Annotated in this window: 14 protein-coding genes; 6 read left to right on the top strand and 8 right to left on the bottom strand. The window is 65.1% G+C overall.

The annotated features are described in order from the left end of the window. The first annotated feature begins 26 nt into the window (after window positions 1-26). Both ACWV14_RS33085 and dctA read left to right on the top strand, forming a co-directional pair. The gene (locus ACWV14_RS33085) at window positions 27-1,373 is read left to right on the top strand and encodes a class-II fumarase/aspartase family protein (protein WP_454908045.1); all 1,347 of its coding nucleotides are present in this window, start codon (window positions 27-29) and stop codon (window positions 1,371-1,373) included. Between the two features lie 78 nt (window positions 1,374-1,451). After that, complete coding sequence (gene dctA / locus ACWV14_RS33080) at window positions 1,452-2,786, top strand: C4-dicarboxylate transporter DctA (protein WP_454908044.1); 1,335 nt, start codon at window positions 1,452-1,454, stop codon at window positions 2,784-2,786. 39 nt (window positions 2,787-2,825) lie between these two features. Here the strand turns inward: dctA and ACWV14_RS33075 are convergent, their stop codons facing one another. Next, complete coding sequence (locus ACWV14_RS33075) at window positions 2,826-3,755, bottom strand: LysR family transcriptional regulator (protein ID WP_454908043.1); 930 nt, start codon at window positions 3,753-3,755, stop codon at window positions 2,826-2,828. Window positions 3,756-3,962: 207 nt separating this feature from the next. Here ACWV14_RS33075 and ACWV14_RS33070 point away from each other — a divergent pair, with 207 nt between their 5' ends. From ACWV14_RS33070 to gspD, 4 genes are all read left to right on the top strand, one after another. Then, window positions 3,963-4,883, top strand: a complete 921-nt coding sequence (locus ACWV14_RS33070) for a tripartite tricarboxylate transporter substrate binding protein (protein ID WP_454908816.1) — start codon at window positions 3,963-3,965, stop codon at window positions 4,881-4,883. 1 nt (window position 4,884) lies between these two features. Further along, a complete protein-coding gene (locus tag ACWV14_RS33065; protein WP_454908042.1) occupies window positions 4,885-6,909 on the top strand; it encodes a 4-oxalomesaconate tautomerase in 2,025 nt (674 codons plus the stop codon). Window positions 6,910-7,033: 124 nt separating this feature from the next. Beyond that, complete coding sequence (locus tag ACWV14_RS33060; protein WP_454908041.1) at window positions 7,034-8,326, top strand: porin; 1,293 nt, start codon at window positions 7,034-7,036, stop codon at window positions 8,324-8,326. A gap of 376 nt (window positions 8,327-8,702) precedes the next feature. Next, window positions 8,703-11,339, top strand: a complete 2,637-nt coding sequence (gene gspD / locus ACWV14_RS33055; RefSeq protein WP_454908040.1) for a type II secretion system secretin GspD — start codon at window positions 8,703-8,705, stop codon at window positions 11,337-11,339. 294 nt (window positions 11,340-11,633) lie between these two features. Here the strand turns inward: gspD and ACWV14_RS33050 are convergent, their stop codons facing one another. From ACWV14_RS33050 to ACWV14_RS33020, 7 genes are all read right to left on the bottom strand, one after another. After that, window positions 11,634-12,686 (bottom strand): hypothetical protein, encoded by a 1,053-nt coding sequence (locus tag ACWV14_RS33050; protein WP_454908039.1) that lies wholly within the window; start codon window positions 12,684-12,686, stop codon window positions 11,634-11,636. A 408-nt stretch (window positions 12,687-13,094) separates the two neighbouring features. Further along, window positions 13,095-15,644: a discoidin domain-containing protein gene (locus ACWV14_RS33045; protein WP_454908038.1), complete on the bottom strand. Its 2,550-nt coding sequence runs from the start codon at window positions 15,642-15,644 to the stop codon at window positions 13,095-13,097. Next, window positions 15,641-15,913 carry a hypothetical protein gene (locus ACWV14_RS33040; RefSeq protein ID WP_454908037.1) on the bottom strand — a complete coding sequence of 91 codons (273 nt, stop codon included), beginning with the start codon at window positions 15,911-15,913 and terminating at the stop codon, window positions 15,641-15,643. The genes ACWV14_RS33045 and ACWV14_RS33040 overlap by 4 nt, the downstream gene beginning before the upstream one ends. 321 nt (window positions 15,914-16,234) lie before the next feature. After that, entirely contained in the window at window positions 16,235-16,804 is a 570-nt protein-coding gene (locus ACWV14_RS33035; RefSeq protein WP_454908036.1) for a LysR substrate-binding domain-containing protein, read from the bottom strand. Beyond that, a complete protein-coding gene (locus ACWV14_RS33030; protein ID WP_454908035.1) occupies window positions 16,774-17,694 on the bottom strand; it encodes a TorF family putative porin in 921 nt (306 codons plus the stop codon). The genes ACWV14_RS33035 and ACWV14_RS33030 overlap by 31 nt, the downstream gene beginning before the upstream one ends. Window positions 17,695-17,759: 65 nt before the next feature. Next, window positions 17,760-21,479 (bottom strand): urea carboxylase, encoded by a 3,720-nt coding sequence (uca, locus tag ACWV14_RS33025; RefSeq protein WP_454908034.1) that lies wholly within the window; start codon window positions 21,477-21,479, stop codon window positions 17,760-17,762. A gap of 105 nt (window positions 21,480-21,584) precedes the next feature. Next, the gene (locus ACWV14_RS33020) at window positions 21,585-22,274 is read right to left on the bottom strand and encodes an urea amidolyase associated protein UAAP2 (protein ID WP_454908033.1); all 690 of its coding nucleotides are present in this window, start codon (window positions 22,272-22,274) and stop codon (window positions 21,585-21,587) included. Window positions 22,275-22,297: the final 23 nt, after the last annotated feature.

Below are 22,297 nucleotides of genomic sequence, written 5' to 3'. Positions count from 1 at the left end.
TTCCACAGCAGAAAGAAACACACACCATGGCCTCCACCATCATCGACTCGCGCATCTTCGGCGACATGTTCAGCGATGCGCGCATGCGCGACGTCTGGTCCGACGAGAACCGCACCGCCAAGTACCTGGACATCGAGCGCGCCCTCGCGAAGGTGCAGGGCGAGCTCGGCATCATCCCGAAGGAAGCGGCGGACGAGATCGTCCGGAACTGCAATCTTTCGCAGATCGATTGGGCCAGGCTGAAGGCCAAGACCGAGCAAATCGGCTATCCCATCATTGCCGTGGTCAACCAGATCAACGCGAACTGCCGAGACAAGCTTGGCGAGTACTGCCACTGGGGCGCAACCACGCAGGACATCACCGACACGGCCGCCGTACTGCAGATGCGCGAAGGCCTCCTGCTGGTCGAGCAGGACCTGGACGAAATCGGCGATTCGCTGGCCGCCCTGGCCAAGAAGTACCGTGACACGCCGGTCATCGGCCGCTCCAACCTGCAGCAGGCCACGCCGATCACCTTCGGCTACAAGATGGCGAGCATCCTGGCGGGGATCGATCGCCACCGTGAGCGCCTGCAGCAGCTCAAGCCGCGCGTCCTCATGGGCGAGTTCGGCGGCGCGTCCGGCACCTTGTCGTCGCTGGAGAAAGGCGCAATGGAAACTCAGGCCGGCCTGATGAAGGAGCTCGGCCTGGCGCAGCCGCTGATCTCGTGGCACACGGTGCGCGACACCATCGCGGAAGTCGGGGCCTTCCTCGGCCTTGTGGGCGGCTCGCTCGGCAAGATCGCGATGGATGTCAAGCTCATGATGCAGACCGAAGTGGCGGAGGTCTTCGAGCCGTTCGCCCCGGGCCGCGGCTCGTCGTCGACCATGCCGCAAAAGCGCAACCCGATCTCCTGCCTCTACATCCACGCCAACATCTCGGTCGCGCGCCAGCATGCGGCGGCCCTGATGGACGCGATGGTGGCCGACCACGAGCGCTCGACCGGACCTTGGGAAATCGAGTGGGTCTCGCTGCCCGAGATCTTTTGCCTGATGTCAGGCGCGCTGAAGCAGACCAAGTTCATCCTGAAAGGGCTGGAGGTCGACGCAACCCGCATGCGCGCCAACATCGACATCACGAACGGCCTCGTGATGTCGGAGGCCGTGATGATGGGACTGGGCCCGTACATCGGCCGCGAATACGCCCACGACCTGGCGTACGACCTGTGCCGCCAGGCACTGGCCGACAACCGACCGCTGGTCGAGATCCTGGCCGCCCATCCGGAGATCAACAAGCACGTCACGCGAGCCCAGCTCGACGCGATGTGCGACCCGGCCAACAACCTCGGCCAAGCCGGCGTCATGGTTGACCGCGTGCTCGGCGCGCGCCGCTGAGCCGTCCCGCCCAACGCTTCCGACCGAACCGGCGCAGACCGGTACGCACTTGTGCGCCCAGAACCTGGAGACAAAGCCGTGAACATCCGCAAACTCCTGAAGCTGCTCTATGTACAGGTCCTGATCGGCCTGATCCTCGGCATTGCCGTGGGGCACTACTGGCCCGACTTCGGCGCCGCCCTCAAACCGCTTGGCGACGGCTTCGTCAAGCTGGTCAAGATGATGATCGCGCCGGTGGTGTTCTGCACCATCGTGAGCGGCATCACGTCGCTTGGCGACTCCAAGGAGATCGGCAAGACCCTGCTCAAGGCGATGGGTCTGTTCTACGCGCTGACGATCCTCGCTCTCATCACAGGCCTGGTCACCGTCCTGCTGATCCAGCCGGGCGCCGGCATGCACATCGACCCGAAGAACCTCGACGCCTCCGTGGCGACCCGCTTCGCGAACCAGGTACACATCCACGGCTTCACCGACTTCGTCATGCACATCATCCCGAACGCATTCGTTGGCGCGTTCGCCGAAGGCGAGGTGCTGCCTGTGCTGCTGCTCGCGGTGCTGTGCGGATTCGGCCTGACGAAGATCGGGGTGGCGGCCAGGCCGGTGCTCGATGGCATCGAAGGCTTCTCGCACATGCTCTTCGCGGCGTTCGGCATCATCATGCGGCTGGCACCGATCGGCGCCTTCGGCGCGATGGCGTTCACCGTGGGGCGATACGGCATCAAGTCGATCGGCTCGCTCGGGCTGCTGATCGGCACCTTCTATGTGGCGTGCATCTTCTTTGTCGTCGTGGTGCTCGGCCTGCTCTGCCGGATGCACAGGTTCAAGCTCTGGCAACTCATGCGCTACATCAAGGAAGAGCTGCTGGTGGTCCTCGGCACCTCGTCGAGCGAGCCGGTGCTCCCCCGTCTCCTGCTCAAGCTCGAGCGACTCGGGTGCAAGAAGGGCGTGGTCGGGCTGGTGCTGCCGACCGGCTATTCGTTCAACCTCGACGGCACGGCCATCTATCTCACGCTGGCGTCGATGTTCATCGCCCAGGCCTGCGACATCCATCTGTCGTGGCTGCAGATCGGCTCGATGCTGGGCATCATGCTGCTGACCTCCAAAGGGGCAGCCGGCGTGACTGGCAGCGGCTTCGTCGCATTGGTCGCCACGCTCACTGTCATGCCTGATCTGCCGGTGGCCGGCGTGGCGCTGATCGTCGGGATCGATCGCTTCATGTCGGAGGCACGGGCACTCACCAGCACCATCAGCAACGCGGTGGCTTGCATCGTGGTCTCGATCTGGGAAAACGCTTGCGACCGGGACGTGCTGAAGCGCGAACTGTCGGCGAACTACGCCAACACCGAGCATGAACTCGAAGCGGGAGCCGCAGACCTGCAACTGCCGATCGGCCACGCCGGCCCGGCGCGCTGATGCCAAGGCCCGGCGCGGGGCCGGGCCACTGCAGGCTTGTCAGCTCGCAGCGCGGCGGCCGACTGGCTTGCCGCGCTTTGCCTTCATCTCGGAGAAGAAGGCATAGAGCTGCTGCGCAGCCGGCGACAGGGTCCTGCCTTTGCGCCGTATGAGCCCGATCTTTCGGGCAATCACCGGGTCGAACAGCGGTACGCTGGCCAGCAATGGATGGTCAGCGTCCGGCATGGCAATCGAAGGCACGGCAGCCACGCCGAGCCCCGCCTCCACCAAGCCGAGCATCGTCGTGACGTGCTGGGTCTCGTAGATGCTCTGCGGTCGACCAGGCAGACCGGAAAGCGCCTGGTCCAGCAGCAGCCGGTTTCCCGACGCCTTGCTGACCGAGATGTAGTCGTACTGCGCCAGATCGGTCCAACTCACCCGCCGCTTTTTCGCCAGCGGGTGGTCGCGCCTGCAAGCCGCGACAAAACGCTCCTCCAGCAAGGGCTTGAATTCGATGTCCGGCTCCTTGCCGCCGACGAAGTTGAGCCCGAAGTCGGCTTCACCGCGCGAGACAGCCGACAGCACTTCGTTGGCGCTTGCGTCGAAGACCTTGACCCGGACCTTCGGGTAGCGCTCGTGATAGCGCGAGATCACCTGCGAGAGGAAGTAGTAGACGGTCGAGGGCACGCAGGCGATCGTCACCTCGCCCATGCGCGTGGCCGCCACGCCCCGAATGCCCAGGAGCGTGTGGTCGAGGTCGTCCAGGAGTTGCTGCACTTTGCGATCGAAGTCGCGGCCCACCGAGGTCAGGCTCACGCGCCGGGTGGTGCGATCGAGCAATCGCACGCCCAGCGCCTCCTCGAGCTTTTCGATGCGCCGGCTGAAGGCAGGCTGCGACACGTGCAGCGCCTCGGCCGCCTTTCGGAAGCTATTGAGTTCGGCCACTGCCCGGAATGCTTGCAGGTCATTGAGGTTGAAGTTGATGGCCATGTCGTATCGATTCCCGCAGCACTGAACTGATCCACAGTGTGCATCAATCGATCCTAAACATGCAATTCACAAAAGCCTTGCAAGAGCGGAGCATTGGATCAAGGCCAGCAAGAGCCTCCATGCATCAAGTTCCAGAAATCCACCGGAGTAGACAAATTGAAGACCCAGAAGATTCGCCTCGCAGCCGCCATCGCGGTGGCTGCGGCCATGGCCTGCGGCAACGCGGCTGCCGCCTTTCCGGAAAAATCGATCACCCTGGTGGTCCCCACGGCGGCAGGCGGAGCCAACGACGCAATGGCGCGTGTCATCGGCCAAGGCATGTCCGCCCTCCTCAAGCAGCCCGTCATCGTCGATAACAAGGCCGGCGCCAACGGAGCGATCGCCAGCGAATATGTGATGCGCGCGGCACCCGATGGCTACACGCTCATGCTGGGCTACATCGCAACGCATGCGATGAACCCGGCTCTGCAAAAGCTTCGCTATGACCCGGTCAAGGACTTCGAGCCGGTGGGCATGGTCGGATCGTCGGCAACGCTGATGGTGCTCAACCCTGCCGTCAAGGCCGGCAATGCGAAGGAAGTCGTGGCATTGCTCAAGGCCGCTCCGGACAAGTTCAGCTACGCCTCGGCCGGCAATGGCACGGCACCGCACTTCGCCGCCGAGATGTTCAAGCTTTCCACAGGTACCCGCATGCTGCACGTGCCGTACAAGGGTTCCGCGCCTGCCGTCATGGACACGATCAGCGGACAGACGCAGGTGATGTTTCCCAGCCTCTTCACGGCCGCGCCGTACGTCAAGGCCGGCAAGCTTAAGGCGGTGGGTGTGGCGGGCGCCACGCGCTCGCCGCTCATGCCGGACGTCCCCACGCTCCAGGAGCAGGGGATCGCCGACGTCGATGTTTCGCAGTGGTACGGCATCTTCGCACCCGCGAAGACGCCCAGGGCCGTCGTCGAGCAGCTCAACAAGGCGCTCAATGAAGTGCTCGCCGACAAGAGCGTGATCAAGCGCCTGGAGGACCACGGTGCCGACGTCTCGACCATGACCACCGACCAGATGCGCGCCTATGTTGCGCAAGAGCAGGTCAAGTGGAAGAAGGTGGTCCAGGCCGCCAAGATCGCTGCGGATTGAAATGACCAGATCGATCCCCTGCGTGCTGATGCGTGCCGGCACTTCGCGCGGTCCCTTCTTCCTGCGAGAGTGGCTGCCCGACGGCAACGAGGCACGCGACCAGGCGCTGATCGGCGCAATCGGTGCCTCCGATCCGCTGCAGCTCGATGGCTTGGGCGGCGGCAGCACGCTGAACAGCAAGGTCGCCATCGTTTCGCGTTCGAAGGAACCGGGCTGCGACCTGGACTATCTCTTCGCGCAGGTGGGGGTCGGGCACCGCTCCGTCGATACCCGCCCGAATTGCGGCAACATGCTGTCGGGCGTCGCTCCCTTCGCGATCGAGCAAGGTCTGGTTGCGGCGCAGGACGGGATCACCCGGGTGCGCGTCTTCAACGTCAACACGAGATCGCGCATCGACGTCACGGTCAGGACCCCTGGCAAGCGCGTCACCTACGAAGGAGATGCGCGCATCGACGGTGTGGCCGGCACGGCGGCGCCGATCCTCTTGAACTTCCTGGATGCCTGGGGCGCCGTGACAGGCAAGGTTTTTCCGACCGGCCGTCGCATCGACACGATCGACGGCGTCGAGGTGACCTGCATCGATGCGGCAATGCCGCTGATGATCGTGCGCGCGCATGACCTCGGCGTCACCGGCGCCGAGAAGCCGGCAGCACTGGATTCGAACACGGTACTGCTGGAGCGGCTCGAGAAGCTGCGTCTTCAGGCCGGCCTGCTGATGGGATTGGGCGATGTCTCGGGCAGCGTCATTCCCAAGCCGGTGCTGGTCAGTGCGGGAGATTCGCCGGACAGCATCACGTCCCGCTACTTCACCCCGCGCCACTGCCATGCTTCGCATGCGGTCACCGGTGCCATCGGCGTTCTCAGCGCCTTCGCGCTTCCGGGTACGGTCGCCAGCGCGGCACCGCGCGAGCCGGGCCGTCACCGCCTGGTTCTGCTGCACCCGGCAGGACAGATCGATGTGGAAGTCGAACTCGAGGGGCGGGCCGACAACGCAACGGTGAAAGCAGCGGCCCTGGTGCGTACCGCCAGAAAGATCATGCAAGGCGAGCTGCAGTTGCCCGACTATGTCTTCACCCGACCCGATGCCGTTGCGCGCCAGACGACGGCGTTTCCGCGCAAACCCATCACCATCATCGTGCCGACGCGGGCAGGCGGCGGCAACGACACGATGGCCAGGATCATTGCGGCCGAGCTGAAGCCGCTGCTCGGCCAGGAAGTTTTCGTGGACAACCGGGCCGGCGCCAACGGCGCCATCGCGAGCGAGTATGTGGCCAGCGCGGAGCCTGACGGTCACACCCTGATGTTCGGCTACGTGGGCACCCATGCCATGAACCCGGCATTCCAGAAGCTGGCCTACCACCCGGTGAAGGATTTCGAGCCGGTCGGGCTGATCGGATCGTCCCCGACGCTGATGGTGGCCCACCCGGACGCCGGCTTCGACGATATTCGCGTCCTCCTTGGACGCCTGCGCAGTGCGCCGGGCAGCATCAGGTACGCGTCGGCCGGCGACGGTACGCCACCACACTTTGCGGCGGAGCTGTTTCAGCTGACCACGGGCACGAAGATGGAAGGCAGAACTTACGAAGGTGCGGCGCCAGCCATCGGAGACACAGTGGATGGCCGCTCGCAGGTCATGTTTCCAAGCCTGTTCACCGCGTATCCCTTCATCCTGGACGGAAGACTGCGCGCGCTCGCCGTCGCGGCGCCTGCTCGTCTCGAGGCCTTGCCCGCCGTACCCACACTGTTGGAGTCGGAGATCGATGGGGTCGATGTCTCGCAGTGGTATGGCCTCTTTGCGCCCGCCGGCACATCCGCCGCGGTGATCGCTCAGATCAACCGCGCCTTGAACAAGGCTCTTGCCAATGCGCAAGTGGTCGGCCGATTCGAGCGCCAGGGCGCGCGCGTGGAAGCCGGTCCTCCCGATGCGTTGCGGGAGCGCGTTCTCCACGACTTCGCTCGTTGGCAGGGCGTGGTGTCGCAGGGCGGCTTGGCGCAGCAGGACATGCGCCTGCTTGCGACCGACTGACTCCACCGAATTCCCAGAACGGCGCTCGATGCCGAGCCGCCTTGCTGCGGCACGTTTTCCCCAACCACTGCCGGCGCCGCGAGGCCTCGGCAGATCCTTGTTCCGCTCCATGGAGACACTTGCTATGCGTAAGTCCTTGATCACCTTCACCGCGCTGGCCGCTTCGGGCGCCGCGTCCGCGCAATCTTCATTGACGCTTTTCGGCGTTGCCGACAGCGCTGTCAGCCACTACAGCGTCAAAAGTACCCTCTACAACAACACGTTGGCGCTGCCACCGGCGGCGGCGCTCGCCTTCCCGGAGGTGACGCGCTCGCAGACGGTCCTCTCGAGCGGCGCCAATTCTTCGAGTCGAGTCGGCTTCCGCGGCAACGAAGATCTGGGCGGCGGGATGTCGGCGGGGTTCTGGCTTGAATCCGGAATCACCCTGGACAGCGGCGCTACCGGCCTGACTTCCTTCAGCCGTCGCTCGACGGTGAGCCTCTCCGGCGCGTTCGGCGAACTCAGGCTCGGCCGAGACTACGTTCCGACCTACTGGAACGAGAGTGTCTTCGACCCGATGGGCGCAGTGGGCGTCGGCGAAAACCTGATCAAGAGCATCAGTGGAAACATCGCCACGGCGCGCGGCCCGGGCTCGGCCCTCGCCGCGAATGACAACGCGATCCGCGCATCCAATAGCGTGGGCTACTTTCTGCCACGCAATCTAGGTGGCTTCTACGGGCAGGTCATGTATGCGCTGCCCGAGAACGTCAAATACAGCCATCTGGGCGACAGCCCTTCGCAACGCGGCCGCTACTACGGCGGACGGTTTGGCTATACGAGCGGCCCGCTCGACGTGGCGGTGGCTTATGGACAAAGTACGGCGGCCGACACGTTGGTGATCAGCGAGGCCGGCGTCGTGGCGGGCACCCGGCTTTCCGAGAAACTGCGCACGGTCAACTTGGGCGGCTCCTACGATTTCGGCGTCCTCAAGCTGATGGGCGAGTTGTCGCAAGTCAAGGACAAGGCTGAAACGACCACGGCGCCCTCGAGCGCCGGCAGAACCACTTTCCGGGACAACGACGCGTACAACGGCGCCATGATCGGCATCACGGTCCCGGTCGGTGCCGGCGTTTTCAAGGCGTCGTACGCTCGCGTCAAGTTCAAGAACGACCTACGTTCTGCCGCGCCGGCGGTGCCGGCCCTGGACCGCGACGCGTCGGTGAACAAGCTCGCCCTGGGCTACGTCCACAACCTGTCGAAGCGGACCGCGCTCTACGCCACAGTGGCTCGCGCACGGATCAAGAATGGACAGAACAATCCCGCAATCATGGCGGTCGGGCTTGGCGGGCCAGCCTTCTCGTCCACGGGTTCAGGGACGGTGGGTTTGGCGCCGAGCAGTGCAACGGGCTACGACTTCGGGCTGCGTCACGCATTCTGAAGAAGCACATTTCAGAGCGCCTGGTACCAGCGCCCGGCGCCCCCGGGGATTGCTTCGAAAAATGAGTGTCAGCATCTCATTTTTCATGACTAATGGAACGTACGCGTTTCAGTAAACAATCGGCGCGCAAGGTTACCGAATGACACATGGGGTCCGCATCGCTCGCAAGAACCGAATCTCTTGCGAGCGATGCCGGGCGGTGGATGCGAACGCGGCCCCCGAGGGTCGGCCAGACAGCAACGGCGTGTGATCGACATCGAAATTCAAACCGCCGTTGGCGCCCTACCCCAATGTTCCCTTTTCCCCTGCGGCTGCTGCGTGCTGCAATGACTTCCCTTGGTGCTCGGCCATTCGATCTGAGACGAACCGCCCGCAAGTGAAAGACCTCGGCGCACGGGGCGCTTTCCGGTTCCGCCTTCGGGCCGTGTGCCTGGGCCTGCTCGTGGCCGGCGCGGTCGACACCGCCTGCGCGCAGAACGCGATCAAGGCGGTCGCAAGCGCCATGCAACAGGGTGTGGAGGTGATCCAGATCGACCTGGCACGACCGCTCGCCGCCGTGCCCAGCAGTTTTTCGGTCGCGAGCCCCGCGCGCATCGCATTGGACTTCCTTGGCGCCACCAACGATGTCGGGCGCGCAGCCATCGAAGTGAATCAACCCAACCTGCGCTCGATCAATGTGGTGCAGGCCGGCGAGCGCAGCCGGGTGGTGTTGAATCTCCGGCGGCCGGTGCCGTACACGGCAGAGCTGCAAGGCAATTCGGTGCGGGTCACGCTGCAGGCGGTTGCCGTTGCCGAGCCACGGACGATGGAGACGCCCGCGCCGGCCGATGCAGCGCCAGCGCCTGTTGTTCGCAGCAGCCCGATCACGCTCAATTTCTCCAACGCCGACATCGAGGCCGTGGCGCGCACCATGGCGGTGGTCACCGGGCGCAATGTGATGGTCGATCCGCGCGTGAAGGGCACGATGGACCTCGTGACCGACCGCGCCGTGCAGCCGGCCGCGGCCTTCAACCAGTTTGCCGCGGCGCTGCGGCTGCAGGGCTTTGCGGTGGTGGAGGCCGACGGCCTCTACAAGGTGGTGCTCGAAGCCAACGCCAAGCTGCAGAGCGTCGCCGTGAACACCTCCGTCGGCGCCGTGCCAGCATCGGCCAGCAACCAGGTCGTCACCCAGATCTTCAGGCTCAACTACGAGTCCCCCAACAGCCTGATGCCGGTGCTGCGTCCGCTGATTCCGCCGAACAACACCATCAACGTGAACCCGGACAGCAACTCGCTCGTGATCACCGACTATGCCGACAACATGCGGCGGCTCGCGCGCATCATCGCGGCGCTCGACGTGCCGAACGCGTCCGATGTCGAGGTCATCCAGCTGAAGTACTCGATCGCCACCGAGCTGATTCCGCTGGTGCAGCGGCTCATCGATGGCGGTGCGTCGAGCGCACCGAGCGTCGGCGAAGCACCGGGTGGCGCCGCCGCGTCGTTCCGAACCACGCTGCTGGCCGACCCGCGCAGCAATTCGGTGCTCATGCGCGCCGCCAACCCGGCGCGCGCGCAGCTCGTGCGCACGCTGATCGAGAAACTCGACCGCCCGCCCGCGGAAAGCAGCAACGGCGCGGCCGGCAACATCTACGTGGTCTACCTGAAGAACGCCGATGCGGTGCGCCTGGCGGCCACGCTGCGCGCTGCGATGGCAGCGAACCGGCCATCGGGCACCACGGGCGCGGGTGCGCCCGACGGCAGCGGTGCCGTGCAACAGCAGGCCACGCAGAACAGCACGGGCGGGCAAAGCGGCTCGCCAGCCGCCAACGCCCCGCTCAACAACGCCAACCAGCCATCGACCGGCGGCCAGATCCAGGCCGACCCATCCACCAACTCGCTGATCATCACCGCCCCCGAGCCCCAGTACCGCCAGATGCGCGCGGTGATCGACAGACTGGACGGGCGCCGCGCGCAGGTCATGATCGAGGCGCTCATCGTGGAGGTCAGCGCCAGCAAGGCCGCGAACTTTGGGGTGCAATGGCAGAGCGCGCTGGGCAACAACGCGGTCATCGGCACAAACTCCAGCCTCAACAGGAACAACATCCTGGCTCTGACGCAGGCGCTGGCCACCCGCAATGCCGCAGGCTTGGCCTCCTCGATCCAGCCCGGGCTGAACCTGGGCATCGCCGGCAAGATCGGTGGCCAGTACATCCTGGGCGCGATCGCCAACTTCTTCGACAGCGATGGCGATGCCAACGTGCTCTCCACGCCTAACCTGCTGACGCTGGACAACGAAGAGGCCAGGATCATCATCGGCCAGAACGTGCCCTTCGTCACCGGCCAGTACGCGAGCACCTCGGGCTCGGTGGGCGTCAACCCGTTCACCACCGTCGAGCGCAAGGACGTCGGCCTGACGCTGCGTGTGCGCCCCACCATCAACGAGAACGGCACCGTGAAGCTGACGATCTTCCAGGAGACGTCGACCGTCGACCAGAACTCGCTGGCCAACCCCAACGGCCCGACCACCAACAAGCGCTCGATCGAATCCAGCGTGCTGGTGGAAGACGGCGGCCTCGTCATGCTGGGTGGCCTGCTGTCCGACACCTACAACAACAACATCGAAAAAGTGCCGCTGGCCGGAGACATCCCGGTGCTGGGCAACCTGTTCAAGAACGAGAACCGCACGCGCAACAAGAGCAACCTGATGATGTTCCTGCGCCCGGCGGTGATGCGCGACGGGGCCTCGACCGAAGCATTCGCCTACGACCGCTACGACGAGATTCGCGGTCAGCAGTTGCAGACGCAGCCCAGCACCGACAACATCATGCTGCGCGGGGTGAACGCCGCGCCGGTGCTGCCCGATACGCTGCTGCAGCGCTCGAACAACCGGGGTGCGGGCAGTACCCGCATGGAAGGCACGCAGCTCATTCCGCCGTCGCAGCCGCTGGTCGATACGCGCAAGCTGGCGCCCAGCCCGCTGCGTGGGGCGCTGCCGCCTACGGCCGATCCGGTAAGCGCACAGGAAATGCCATAGGGCGCCAGCGGCTTCACCACGGACTGAGCGTTCTGTTCGAGCGCCTCGGGAAACTGGAGCCTACGTAATCAATCGGCCTTTGCTGCTCAAGATTGCATCGGCACTACACGGTACTGCGGGCATGACGTGCGAGCCGCAGTCAACGCAGAGACCATCGAGGCGCTTCGACTCGGAGTCACGCAGTTGCACGCACTCTGGCGCGAAGCAAGTGAGCTGGAACTCGGCGATGGCGAGTTCAAGCGCCGGCTGTCAGGCCGGCGCCAGGGTGGCTATGCGACAGCACGCAGGGACACGCTATTTGAGCGGCGTGCCCCCCGCATTTCGATAGTCGGCCGTCTTCTTGTAAAGGTTGCCGCCGTCGGTTTCAGCCGTGGTCGACTTGTCCGATCCTTGGCCGAACATCAGAGCCCCGACGTGGGCGCTCGCGACCTGGTCCATGTGGGAGAACAGCCAGTCCACCTTGTCGTCCTGGTAGTGGTACGGGGTGTTGTTCTGTGCCATGTTGCCGATCGGAATCTGCCAGACCACGATCGGGTGGCCGACCGCCTCGGCCATCTGTTTCCAATAGTCGAGTTGCGTGGCCCACTTCTGGTCGCTCCAGAATGTGTTGGATCCGTCCTGCAAGGCGTTGAGTCCGGCGTCCGTGGATTCAACCTCCCCGACGAGGAAGTCGGCACCCTTTCCGCCGAGGGTCACGTAATCTTTGGCACATTTATCCACGTTGCCCGGCCAGTCCCAGCAGGTGAGGTGCAGGCCGACGGCCGTGTTGGGAGCGTACTTGCGGGTCATTGCGATCAGGCAGTGAGCCAGACCCGCCACGGTGTTCGCCTGGTCTGCGCAGTCGGTCGGATTCGCGGCCGTCACCTGTGCCGGGACCTGGTCCAGCTTGCCGTACCCTCGCGCGAAACCAAAAAAGTCGGGTTCGAGATCGATCATGTCGTGCGAGGTGCCGATCTTCTGGAGGAAGAAACGGTAGTCGTTCAGGTATCTGGTGAGGAGGTCGACCTTGTTGACCGACTCAACCTCCTCCTGCCACGGAGTAGCAACACCGGGCGTACCGGGCACGAGGAGGCCGAGTTCAAACCATGTCCACATCACTGTCTGCGGATACGACTTACCCAAGTAGGTGGCCTGCGCAGCGCGGGCTTCGACGGTGGGGATGAGCCCCCCGATGCTCCCGCCCACGCATCCCCACCAGTTCGTCCCATCCGGGCAGGACGTCGCCGTGTACAGGTCGCTCGACGGTGCCGGCGCACTGACGACGTATTGGTACTGAGCGTCGAATGGTGCGGCAACCGAAAGAGCATCAGTCGACGTTCTTCCGATCAACACCGTGCTCTTGCCCATGAAGGTGACAGGTGCAGGTCCCGATACAGGTCCTGGTGCAGGCCCCGGTGCAGGTGCAGGTGCCGGTGCGGTTGCAGGCGCAGTTGCGGTCGCGGGTGTGCCTGCAACGAGCGCTGCTGTCGAAGAGCCCGACGAGCCACCGCCACAAGCCGCGACCCATGTGCTCAGCAGGCCGATCGCGATGAGCCGCGCGCGACTCCAGCTGCGGGGAACTTTTGATTGAACCGGAAACGATCTGTCAATGGACACATCGCTCATCATTTTTGAAATCTGTGACATTTTTGGCTTTTTGTGTGTAGTTTTGCAAACGCAGCAAGAACCGAACCACTCAAATCGTCGCTGCGCGGCCGTGAAAAAGACAAGATGCGTCGCCCGGATCGATGCGCCGGTAATCGCGCATCGGGTTCACTACGGCTTGGAAACGAACAGCCCGAATTCGGAAACAGCCGTGGAGGCGGGATCGCCGTTGTTGGCTGTGATGTTCAGCCTGTAGTAGCGATAGGAGCCCGGACTCGCGACCGCGTAGCTCTTCAACTCGGCGCGTTTCTGGTTGCTTTGCGTGTCGAGCGTGGTCCAGGTGGCGCCGTCGTTGGAGCCCTGGAGCTGCCAGTCCTTCGGATCGCGCGCCATGAGATTGCCGTCGAAAGTGGTGGTGACCGAATAGCGCTGGACGCGCTCCGTGTGGCCAAGGTCATACTGCAGCCAGCCGGCTATGCCAGCGTAGACCCATTGCGACCACGCATTCCTGTCGAAGGCGCGTCTGGCGTTGGTCGCGTTGCCCGCGCTGTCGCTTGCGGTGCCACCGGTGGTGACATTCACCATCGAAGGAGCCGGCGTGGCACTGTCCGCAGGAGAATTGTCGCTCGTTCCAGCGGCGTTGGTGGCCGTGACGGTGTAGTAGTAGGTCGTGCCATTGGTCACGGACATGTCCGTGTAGCTGCTGCCCGTGACGTCCGACGCGATGGGCTCGTAGGGCCCGCCGCTGAACTCGGAGCGGTTGACCGTGTAGCCTGTGGCCCCGAAGGATGCCTGCCAGCGCAGCGGCACGGCACCATCGCCCGGCGAGGCCAGCAGCATGGCGGGCGGCGCGGGGATGACGCTAGGCGCACCACCGTCGCCTCCGGTGATCTGGACATTGCTGAAGACGCTGTTGTTCAACTGGCTTGTGACCGACGTGACCACCAATCCAACATAGACCGTGTCGGGAACGGGGGCGTCGATGCGGCCGACATCGGTGGCGGCCCAATTGGTGCCGTCGGAAGAAACGTAGCCGGTGATGATGTTCCCGATGCGCTCGAGCTTCACCCAGTAAGTGGGTCCGGAACTCGCAACCTTGTTCGCGTAGTTCGGGCCACCATACACGGCGAGTTTCTGCATGTTCTGTAAGGCTTCACCTTTGGAGTTGATCGCCATCCAGGCGCGCGGAGCGCCTGGTTCCAGGCTTGTGCGCATCATCACGCCCGCCATTGCGGACGGGTGGGTGTTCTCGAGCGACTCGACTTTCGCGATGATGGCGCTGTTGCCGGTGAGGGCCTTGTAGGCGAAGTGGGAACTGTCGAGTGCGCCCCAGATACCCCAGCCGGCCCCAGCCACGTTCCATTTGCCGGCGGCGTAGGTGGCCGTGCCGGCCGTGCTGGCGCCCCCGATGTCGGCACTGCTGAATCCCGAGGTGATCGAGGCGGTCGAAGGAATGGGCAGCGCCGGCGGCGGCGTCGCCTTCGAGGTGTCGGCGTCCTTGAGGAACATGAAGCTGCCACCGTCTACCCCCACCCAGAGGAGTCTCTGCGCGATGAACGGCGCCTGGAGACCCTTGCGCAGGACGTAGGCACCATAGAGCTGAGTAAGCGCCCCGCTTCCGCCATTGGCGCCCTGCCAGCCGTGCCCGGTGACGTCGGTGAGGTAGTAGCGATCGGTGGTGCCAAAAGGAAGCGCTGGCGTGGGCGCGAGCTCGTTCACCCTCGCGAAATACTCACCCGCCGCCAGCAGGCGGTTGTCGAAATCGGAATAGATGTCGATGCCTTGGCTCCAGAGCGCCTCGGCGAGCATGGTCAGTGACTTGAGCTGCCCATAGGCATGCCCCTGGTCTCGCAGCGAGTCGCCGAGCATGCCGATGTCGTTGGAATTTCGCAGCCCGATGTGGGCGAGCGTGCGGGTCTGATAGACGACCTTGTCCAATGTCTCGATGTCGTCGGTGTAGATCGCCATCAGCCCAAGCGCGGTGAGGGACAGTGCGCCCTTGTTGGCGGCGCCGAACGAGCTTTCGCCATAGGGGTTGGCTGCCGGCATCAGCACGTCCTTGAAGTACTTCTTGACGGTCGCCGTGTCCTCCTCTTTCCAGCCCGGCCATGTGGCGCGCAGGACTTCCGCGCCGCCCACGAACGCGGCGGCGTAGTCGCCCAGTTCGAGCATCGACTCGCTACCCGAGAACTCGGTCTGGGTGGTGGCCCACCCCAGCAGCAGCTTGCGCGCATTCACCGCGTATTGCTCGTTCTGGGTGAAATACCACATCAGCGAGAGATTCGAGATCGCGACCATGTCGTTGCGCCAGGCCCCGAGATTCTCGTCAGGGGCACGGCTCACTTTCGCGAACGGGCGGTACCCTCCGTAGCTGAGCCTGGACATGGGACTGCCCGCCATTTGGTTGTAGCCGGACGTCCACGGCTCCTTGCCCTGATCGACGTGTGCCTTGAGCGTCGTGAGATCCGAGAGGGTGACACCAACGCCCGGGTGCTTGATCACGCGGGCCGCCGAGGTGTCTCCCGGGGCGGCGGGGATTTCGGGGGTGACTTCCGTGGCGGCGGGAGTCTCCGGGGTGCTCCCCGCGACAACAGGGACCGTAGCGGCCGCCTGGAAACTTCCCGAATCTCCGCCCCCGCAACCCGGGAGCAAGACCGCGCTCAAAACGAGCAACGCAGCAGCAAAATCGGTTTTATCAAACATAGGAACTTTCTTGGTCATTGCGCGGAAAAGTCGCGGAATCCACTGCCTTGGTTACCGCCACCTCCACTGCCGCAGCCAGAAAGGAGCACCGAAATCATCAGTGCGCAAACGCATCCTCGGGGAAACATCATCATGGGAATGATTTTTTGAGATTGAAGAGAACCAGCCGCCGCACGCGTTGCGTACTTCGCATGCGGGGGAATACTTTCGTCATGCATGGCCAGTGGCATGTCGCAGGCTCGGGCCCGGATCCACTCGCCGACGATGCCATGAGGCGCACGATTCATGCCCCAGTTCCCCACCGGAGAAGAACGTGCTAATTGATTCCGAAAAAGTGACGCGGAGCGTCGCTTCGGATTCACCGTGTGACAAGTTCTGGCCAGCTCTTAAGTGGAGTCCGACAAAAAAGGAAATGCCGTCGCATCGGGCTTAACATGAACCAACACTTGTGCATTACAAGGCGCTCCATTCACGATGCAGCGATCGACGGAGTGAGAGCAGCTGAGACTTCATCCCTGTTTTTTGACTGCATCGAAAATCGATATGCAGTCACTCATTTTTCAGGGGAATGGCATTGTTCTCAAATGCGTGCGCGTAGCCTCTGAAGGCTATGCACTGGATGCTGGTACGCAATCCTGATGAGTAAGCTTCTCCACGGCCATGTCGGCGAACGCTGTGACCGCCAGCGGGCGCCGCTGGCGACTGGGATAGACAACGCTCAGCCCGTGACCGGCCCACGTGTACTGCGGCGGCACCACGCACTCATGCTCGCGCAGTTCTTCCAGGTCGGTGGGCATGCCATGCGCCGCCAGGCAGGAAGGACTGGCGATCAGTTCGCCGTGGCTCGCGAAGATTTGCCGGATCACGTGACTGGAGTCTTGCAAGGGTCCACCTCGAAATGCGACATCGATGCGCTCGGCAATCAGATCGACCAGGAGATCACTGAGCACGAAGTCGAGTCGCACAAGCGGATGCGTGGCCAGAAACTTCTCCACCCACTCCATCTGGAAGAAACCGAAGAAGCTGGTTGCTGCAGCCACGCGCACCAGGCCGCAGGGCTTCGCGTTGTCCGCCACATGCAGTTGACCGGCTTCGATGAGTTCCTCTACTGCCGGGCCGCATCGCTCATGGATCTGACGCCGAGCTTCTAGAACCCATAGGCGATCGACGCGAGCCACTGGTTCTTCTGACGCACGCCGAAGCGGTTGTCTCCACCGACGATCCATTGCGCCGAAGCGGTGAGCGGCGTGCCGGGAATCGGCGCCGACAGTGCCAGGGTCAGGTGCCGAAAGGCGCTGCCCACAGGCGTGTTGCCGGCGTAGCAGCCGTTGACCACGAAGGCTGCCTGCGGCCCGCAGGACGCGCCGTTGAGCGTGTCCGTGGTCCCCAGGTACTTGCCCTCCTTCCTGTAGGTGTAGGCACCCAGCGTGGCGGTGAAGGTGATGTCGTGCGGCAGCGGCGCGGTGTAGACCAGCGTCCAGTAGGTGTCGCCCTTGTTGCCCCAGACCACGTCGTCGAGCAAGGTCTGCGCATTGAAGCTCACGGGGCCGTAGCTCAGTCCGAGCTTGGTTTCCAGCGCATTGGCATTCTTGCCGTTGACGTAGTAGTAGCCGGTCAGCCCCAGGGTGTAGCCGAGGTCGCCGACGATCTTGCCGCTGTACGCGCCGTAGAAGTCGTTCTCGATCGACTTGCCTCTCTGGAAGGCCGTGATGCTGCGGTCGCCGTACGAACGGCCGAGTTGCCGGTAGGAGTAGTTGACCGTCGATGCCCAGTAGCCGAGGCTCCAGCCGCTCTCGTGTACCCAATCCACGCCCCACTGCATCGCGCCCCTGGAAGACTCGGGCGCATCGGCCCCGGCATTGCCCAGCGGTGTGCTGTTGCCGTAGGTGGAGGTGGCGCCGCGCAGCACGTAGCGCGACACCAGGTCGATGTGCGCCGTCAGCGTGTAGGGTGAACTCGGCTTGTCGGCGGGTGGCGCTTCCTGCGCACCGGCTTGCGCGGCAGCGGCGAGCGCCATGCAGGCGGTCAGCAGATGAAACGAACGAACGCGGGATGCGGGGTTGGGCATGAGCAGGCCTCGTGAGCAATGTAAAGAGAAGAAGGGAAGAAAAGAACTCGGAATGGATAGGTGCATCAGGTCGTTCCGATGGCCTCCGTAGCAGGCACCACGATGGCCACCTCCTGCCCTGCGCCGACCGCCGCGCCTTCACGGCAGGCGATGCGCCAGACACGTCCGGCGCACGGGGCCGTCACTGCGAATTCCATCTTCATGGACTCGACCACCACCAGCGTGTCGCCCTCGGCGACCGCATCGCCCTCTTCGACCAGCACCCGCCACACGCTGCCGGGCACCTGGGCGCGCACGACAGAGGCGCCGCCTGGCAGGTCTTCGGCGTCCGGCGTAGCGGATGCCGACAGCGGGGACTCGTCCACATGCTCGGCCTGCCCAAGCGCGCGCCAGCGCTCGCGCTCGCCGGCAAAGGCGTTGCGCTGGCACTCCCGGAAGGTGGCAATCTCCGTTGCATGCGCATCGAGAAAGCCGCGGTACTCGCGCATGCCGAAGCGGCCCTCCTCGATGCGCAGCGGATAGCGTCCCGCTGGCGCGTCACGGCGGATCTGCAGCAGTTCGCTCTCGCTCACGGGATAGAAGCGGATGCGGTCGAAGAAACGCAGCAACCAGGGCTTGCCGGCCTCGAAGTCGGCCGCGCCGCTTTGCGCGTCGCGCCAGCGGTTCCACATCTGCAGCGTGCGGCCGACGAACTGATAGCCGCCTGGGCCTTCCATGCCATAGACGCACATGTAGGCACCGCCAATGCCCACCGCGTTCTCGGGCGTCCAGGTGCGCGCGGGGTTGTACTTGGTCGTGACCAGCCGGTGGCGCGGATCTAGCGGTGTGGCCACCGGCGCGCCCAGGTACACGTCGCCCAGTCCCAGCACCAGGTAGCTCGCATCGAAGACGATGCGCTGAACGTCCTCGAGCGTGGCGAGGCCGTTGATGCGGCGGATGAACTCGATGTTGCTCGGGCACCAGGGTGCATCCGGCCGCACCGACTGCATGTATTTCTCGATGGCCAGCCGCGTGGCGCTATCGTCCCACGAGAGCGGCAGATGCACGGTGCGCGAAGGTACGACGAGGTCGTCGGTGTCGCCGAGCGAATCGTCCGCGGCGGCGATCGCATCGAGCAGCGCGGCGCGCGAGAGCCGACGCGGATCGAAGTGCACCTGCAGCGAACGGATGCCGGGCGTGAGGTCGACCACGCCATCGAGCGCGCGTGCCTGCAGCGCGGCATGCAGCCCATGGATGCGCATGCGCAGAGCGATGTCCAGCTGCGGCTCGCCCAGCTCCACGAGCACGTACCGGTCGCCGGCCTGGCGCATGACCAGTGCGGGGCGACCGGCCTCGGCAGCGCGTTCTCTCAGGATCGGCGAGCCCAGTTCGCGCGCCTTCGGCGGCAGCCCGATCGTCGTGTGCAGGGCCGGCTCCGGCCCCGAGAGCGCATCCACCCAACGATCCTGCGCCGCCAGCAACCGGGCCGCCTCATCCTGCGTGACGCAGCGAAAACGCACCGCGTCGCCGGCGCGCAGCTGGCCCAGCTTCCAGCGCTCCGCCGCGACCACCACCGCCGGACAGACGAAGCCGCCGAGGCTGGGGCCGTCCGGTCCGAGGATCACTGGCATGTCCCCGGTGAAGTCGATGGCGCCGACGGCGTAGGCGTTGTCGTGGATGTTGGAGGGGTGCAGGCCCGCCTCGCCGCCGTCGCGGCGCGCCCACACGGGCTTCGGGCCGATCAGGCGCACGCCGGTGCGGCTGGAGTTGTAGTGAACCTCCCAGTCGGTGGCGAAGAAGGTGTCGATGTCGCCGTCGGTGAAGAAGTCCGGTGCACCGTGCGGGCCATAGAGCACTGCGATATCCCAGGCGCGACGGCCTCCGGCATGAACGGGGATGGCTTGCGGCGACAGCGCAGCCACCGGATCGCCGGCCATCTCATCGCCGATGTGCAACATGTCCGAGGCACGCAGTGTGCGCCCCGCGTGGCCGCCGAACTGGCCCAGCGTGAAGGTGGCGCGACTGCCGAGATAACGCGGCACGTCGATGCCGCCGCGCACTGCCAGATAGGCGCGGCTGCCGCCGCCTTGCGACGACGAAACCTCGATCGCGCCTAGCCGCAGGATGCTGCCGGCCGTGACCCGGTGCGAGGCCCAGGGCGCCAGCGCCATGCCGTCGAGCACGGCCGGCATCGGCGCACCGCACAGCGCGATGACCGCGTCGCTGTGAAAACGCAGCGCGGGCCCGCCCAGCGTGCATTCGAGCGCGGCAGCGCCTTCGGAGTTGCCGACGAGCCGGTTGGCAAGCCGGAACGCCAGGTCGTCCATCGGGCCCGATGGCGGCACGCCGACATCCCAGTAGCCGGTGCGGCCGGGCCAGTCCTGCACCGAGGTCTGCACGCCAGGCTCCAGGACCTCCACGGCGTTCGGCCGATGATCAAAATCCGCCAGCGAGCGGGTCACGATGCGGCCCTGCACGAAGTCGTCCGTCGCCACCACCGCACGCAGATACCGCAAGTTGGTCTCGATGCCGGCAAGGCGGGTGGCCAGCAAGGCGGCCTGCAGTTGCGCCACGGCGTCCGCGCGGTCCGTGCCAGTGACGATCAGCTTGGCGATCATCGGGTCGTAGTGCGACGGCACCTCGCTGCCTGCGCCGACCCAGGTCTCGACACGGACGCCGGGCGGAAAACGCACCTCGGTCAGAAGGCCGGCGCTGGGCTGGAAATTGCGCGCCGGGTCCTCGGCATAGAGCCGCACCTGGATCGACGCGCCGCGCGGCACCGGCGCCGCGAGTTTGAAATCGTCGCCGCGCGCCAGCCGCACCATCCATGCGACGAGGTCGATGCCCGTGACCTGCTCGGTCACGCCATGCTCCACCTGCAGGCGCGTGTTGACCTCCAGAAAGTAGAAGGCGCCGCTGTCGGCATCGAGCACGAACTCCACCGTGCCGGCCGAGCGATAGCCGACGGCGCGGCCGAGCCGCCCGGCTGTTTCGAGCAGTTGCGTGCGCGTGGCCGCGTCGAGCCCGGGCGCCGGCGTTTCCTCGATGACCTTCTGGTTGCGGCGCTGGGCCGAGCAATCACGCTCGCCGAGTGCGACCACATCGCCGTGGCCGTTACCGAACAGTTGCACCTCCACATGGCGCGCGCGTTCGACGAACTTCTCCAGAAACAGGCCCGCGTCCTTGAAGTTCGCGCGCGCCAGGCGCGCCACCGCCTCGAAGGCGGGAGCCAACTCGGCTTCGCTGCGAACCAGCCGCATGCCGATGCCGCCGCCACCTGCCGTGCTCTTGAGCATGACGGGATAGCCGATGCGCGCCGCCGCCGTGCGCGCGGCTGCCAGGTCGTCGAGCAGGCCGCTTCCGGGCAGGAGCGGCACGCCGTGCGCCTCGGCCAATGCGCGGGCCGTGTGCTTCAGGCCGAAGGCACGCATCTGCTCGGGTGTCGGGCCGATGAAGGCGATGCCGGCGTCCTCGCAGGCCTGCGCGAAGCCAGCGTTCTCGGACAGAAAGCCGTAACCGGGATGGATGGCGCCGGCGCCGGTTTCCTTCGCAACGGCGAGGATGCGCTCTGCATCGAGATAGCTCTGCGCCGCTGGCGCGGGCCCGATGCAGACGGCCAGGTCGGCCTGTGCCACGTGGGCCGAATCGGCATCGGCCTCCGAGTACACAGCCACCGAGCGCAGGCCCAGCGCGCGCAGGGTGCGGATGATGCGGCAGGCGATGGCGCCGCGATTGGCGACGAGGACGGTGTCGAAGCGGGCCGCAGCGGCGGCTGCGCCCGGGATGGAAACGGATGACGAAGACATGGGACGGATTCCGTCGTGGCAGGTCGTCCTGCCGCGGAACACGGGCACTGCGGGTCGTCCCGCAGCGGCGCCTGGCGGCGCGGTGAAAAGGGTCAGGAGGGTCAGTCAGGCAGCGACGTCTGCCCGATCCCACACGATGAATTCCACCGCCGTCGGGTTGTAGGCGTTGCACGGGTTGTTGAGCTGCGGGCAGTTGGACACCAGCATCCAGACATCCATCTCCGCGCGCATCTCCACGTACTTGCCGGGACCGGAAACGCCGTCGGCGAACCGCAGCTCACCGTCGGACGTGACCGGCACGTTCATGAAGAAATTGACGTTGGGCACAAGGTCGCGCTTGCCCAGGCCGATGTCGGCATGGATCAACGCGGTCAGGAAGTTGTCGCGGCAGGAGTGCATGAATTTCTTCTGCAACGCGTAGCGCACCGTGTTGCTCTCGGCCGCGCAGGCGCCGCCCAGCGTATCGTGCCGGCCGCAGGTGTCGGCCACGACGGTCAGCATCGGCCGGCCTTCGCTGGACACCAGCACCGAGCCGGTCGTGAGGTAGATGCCGCCCTGACGCAGCAGCGTGTCGCTGGCGCTGTAGTGCTCGGCCACGTCGTGGCGGTTGTAGAACAGTACGTCGGCCGCCTGGTTGCCTTCCAGGTCGACGATGCGCACGGTCTGGCCGGCGCGGATTTCTCCGAGCCAGGGTTCGCCGGCGGGCTGGCGATGGCGCAGCACGGCGCGGGCCGGATCGAGCGCGCTTTCTTGCAGGCGCTGGGCGGATGAAGGGATGGAAGCGGTGGTGGTCATGGGGCTGCAGGGGCTGAAAAGGT

This window comes from Variovorax durovernensis (genome assembly GCF_977011995.1).
Note: the sequence above shows the minus strand (reverse complement) of the source record. Positions and strands in the feature narration are given on the sequence as shown.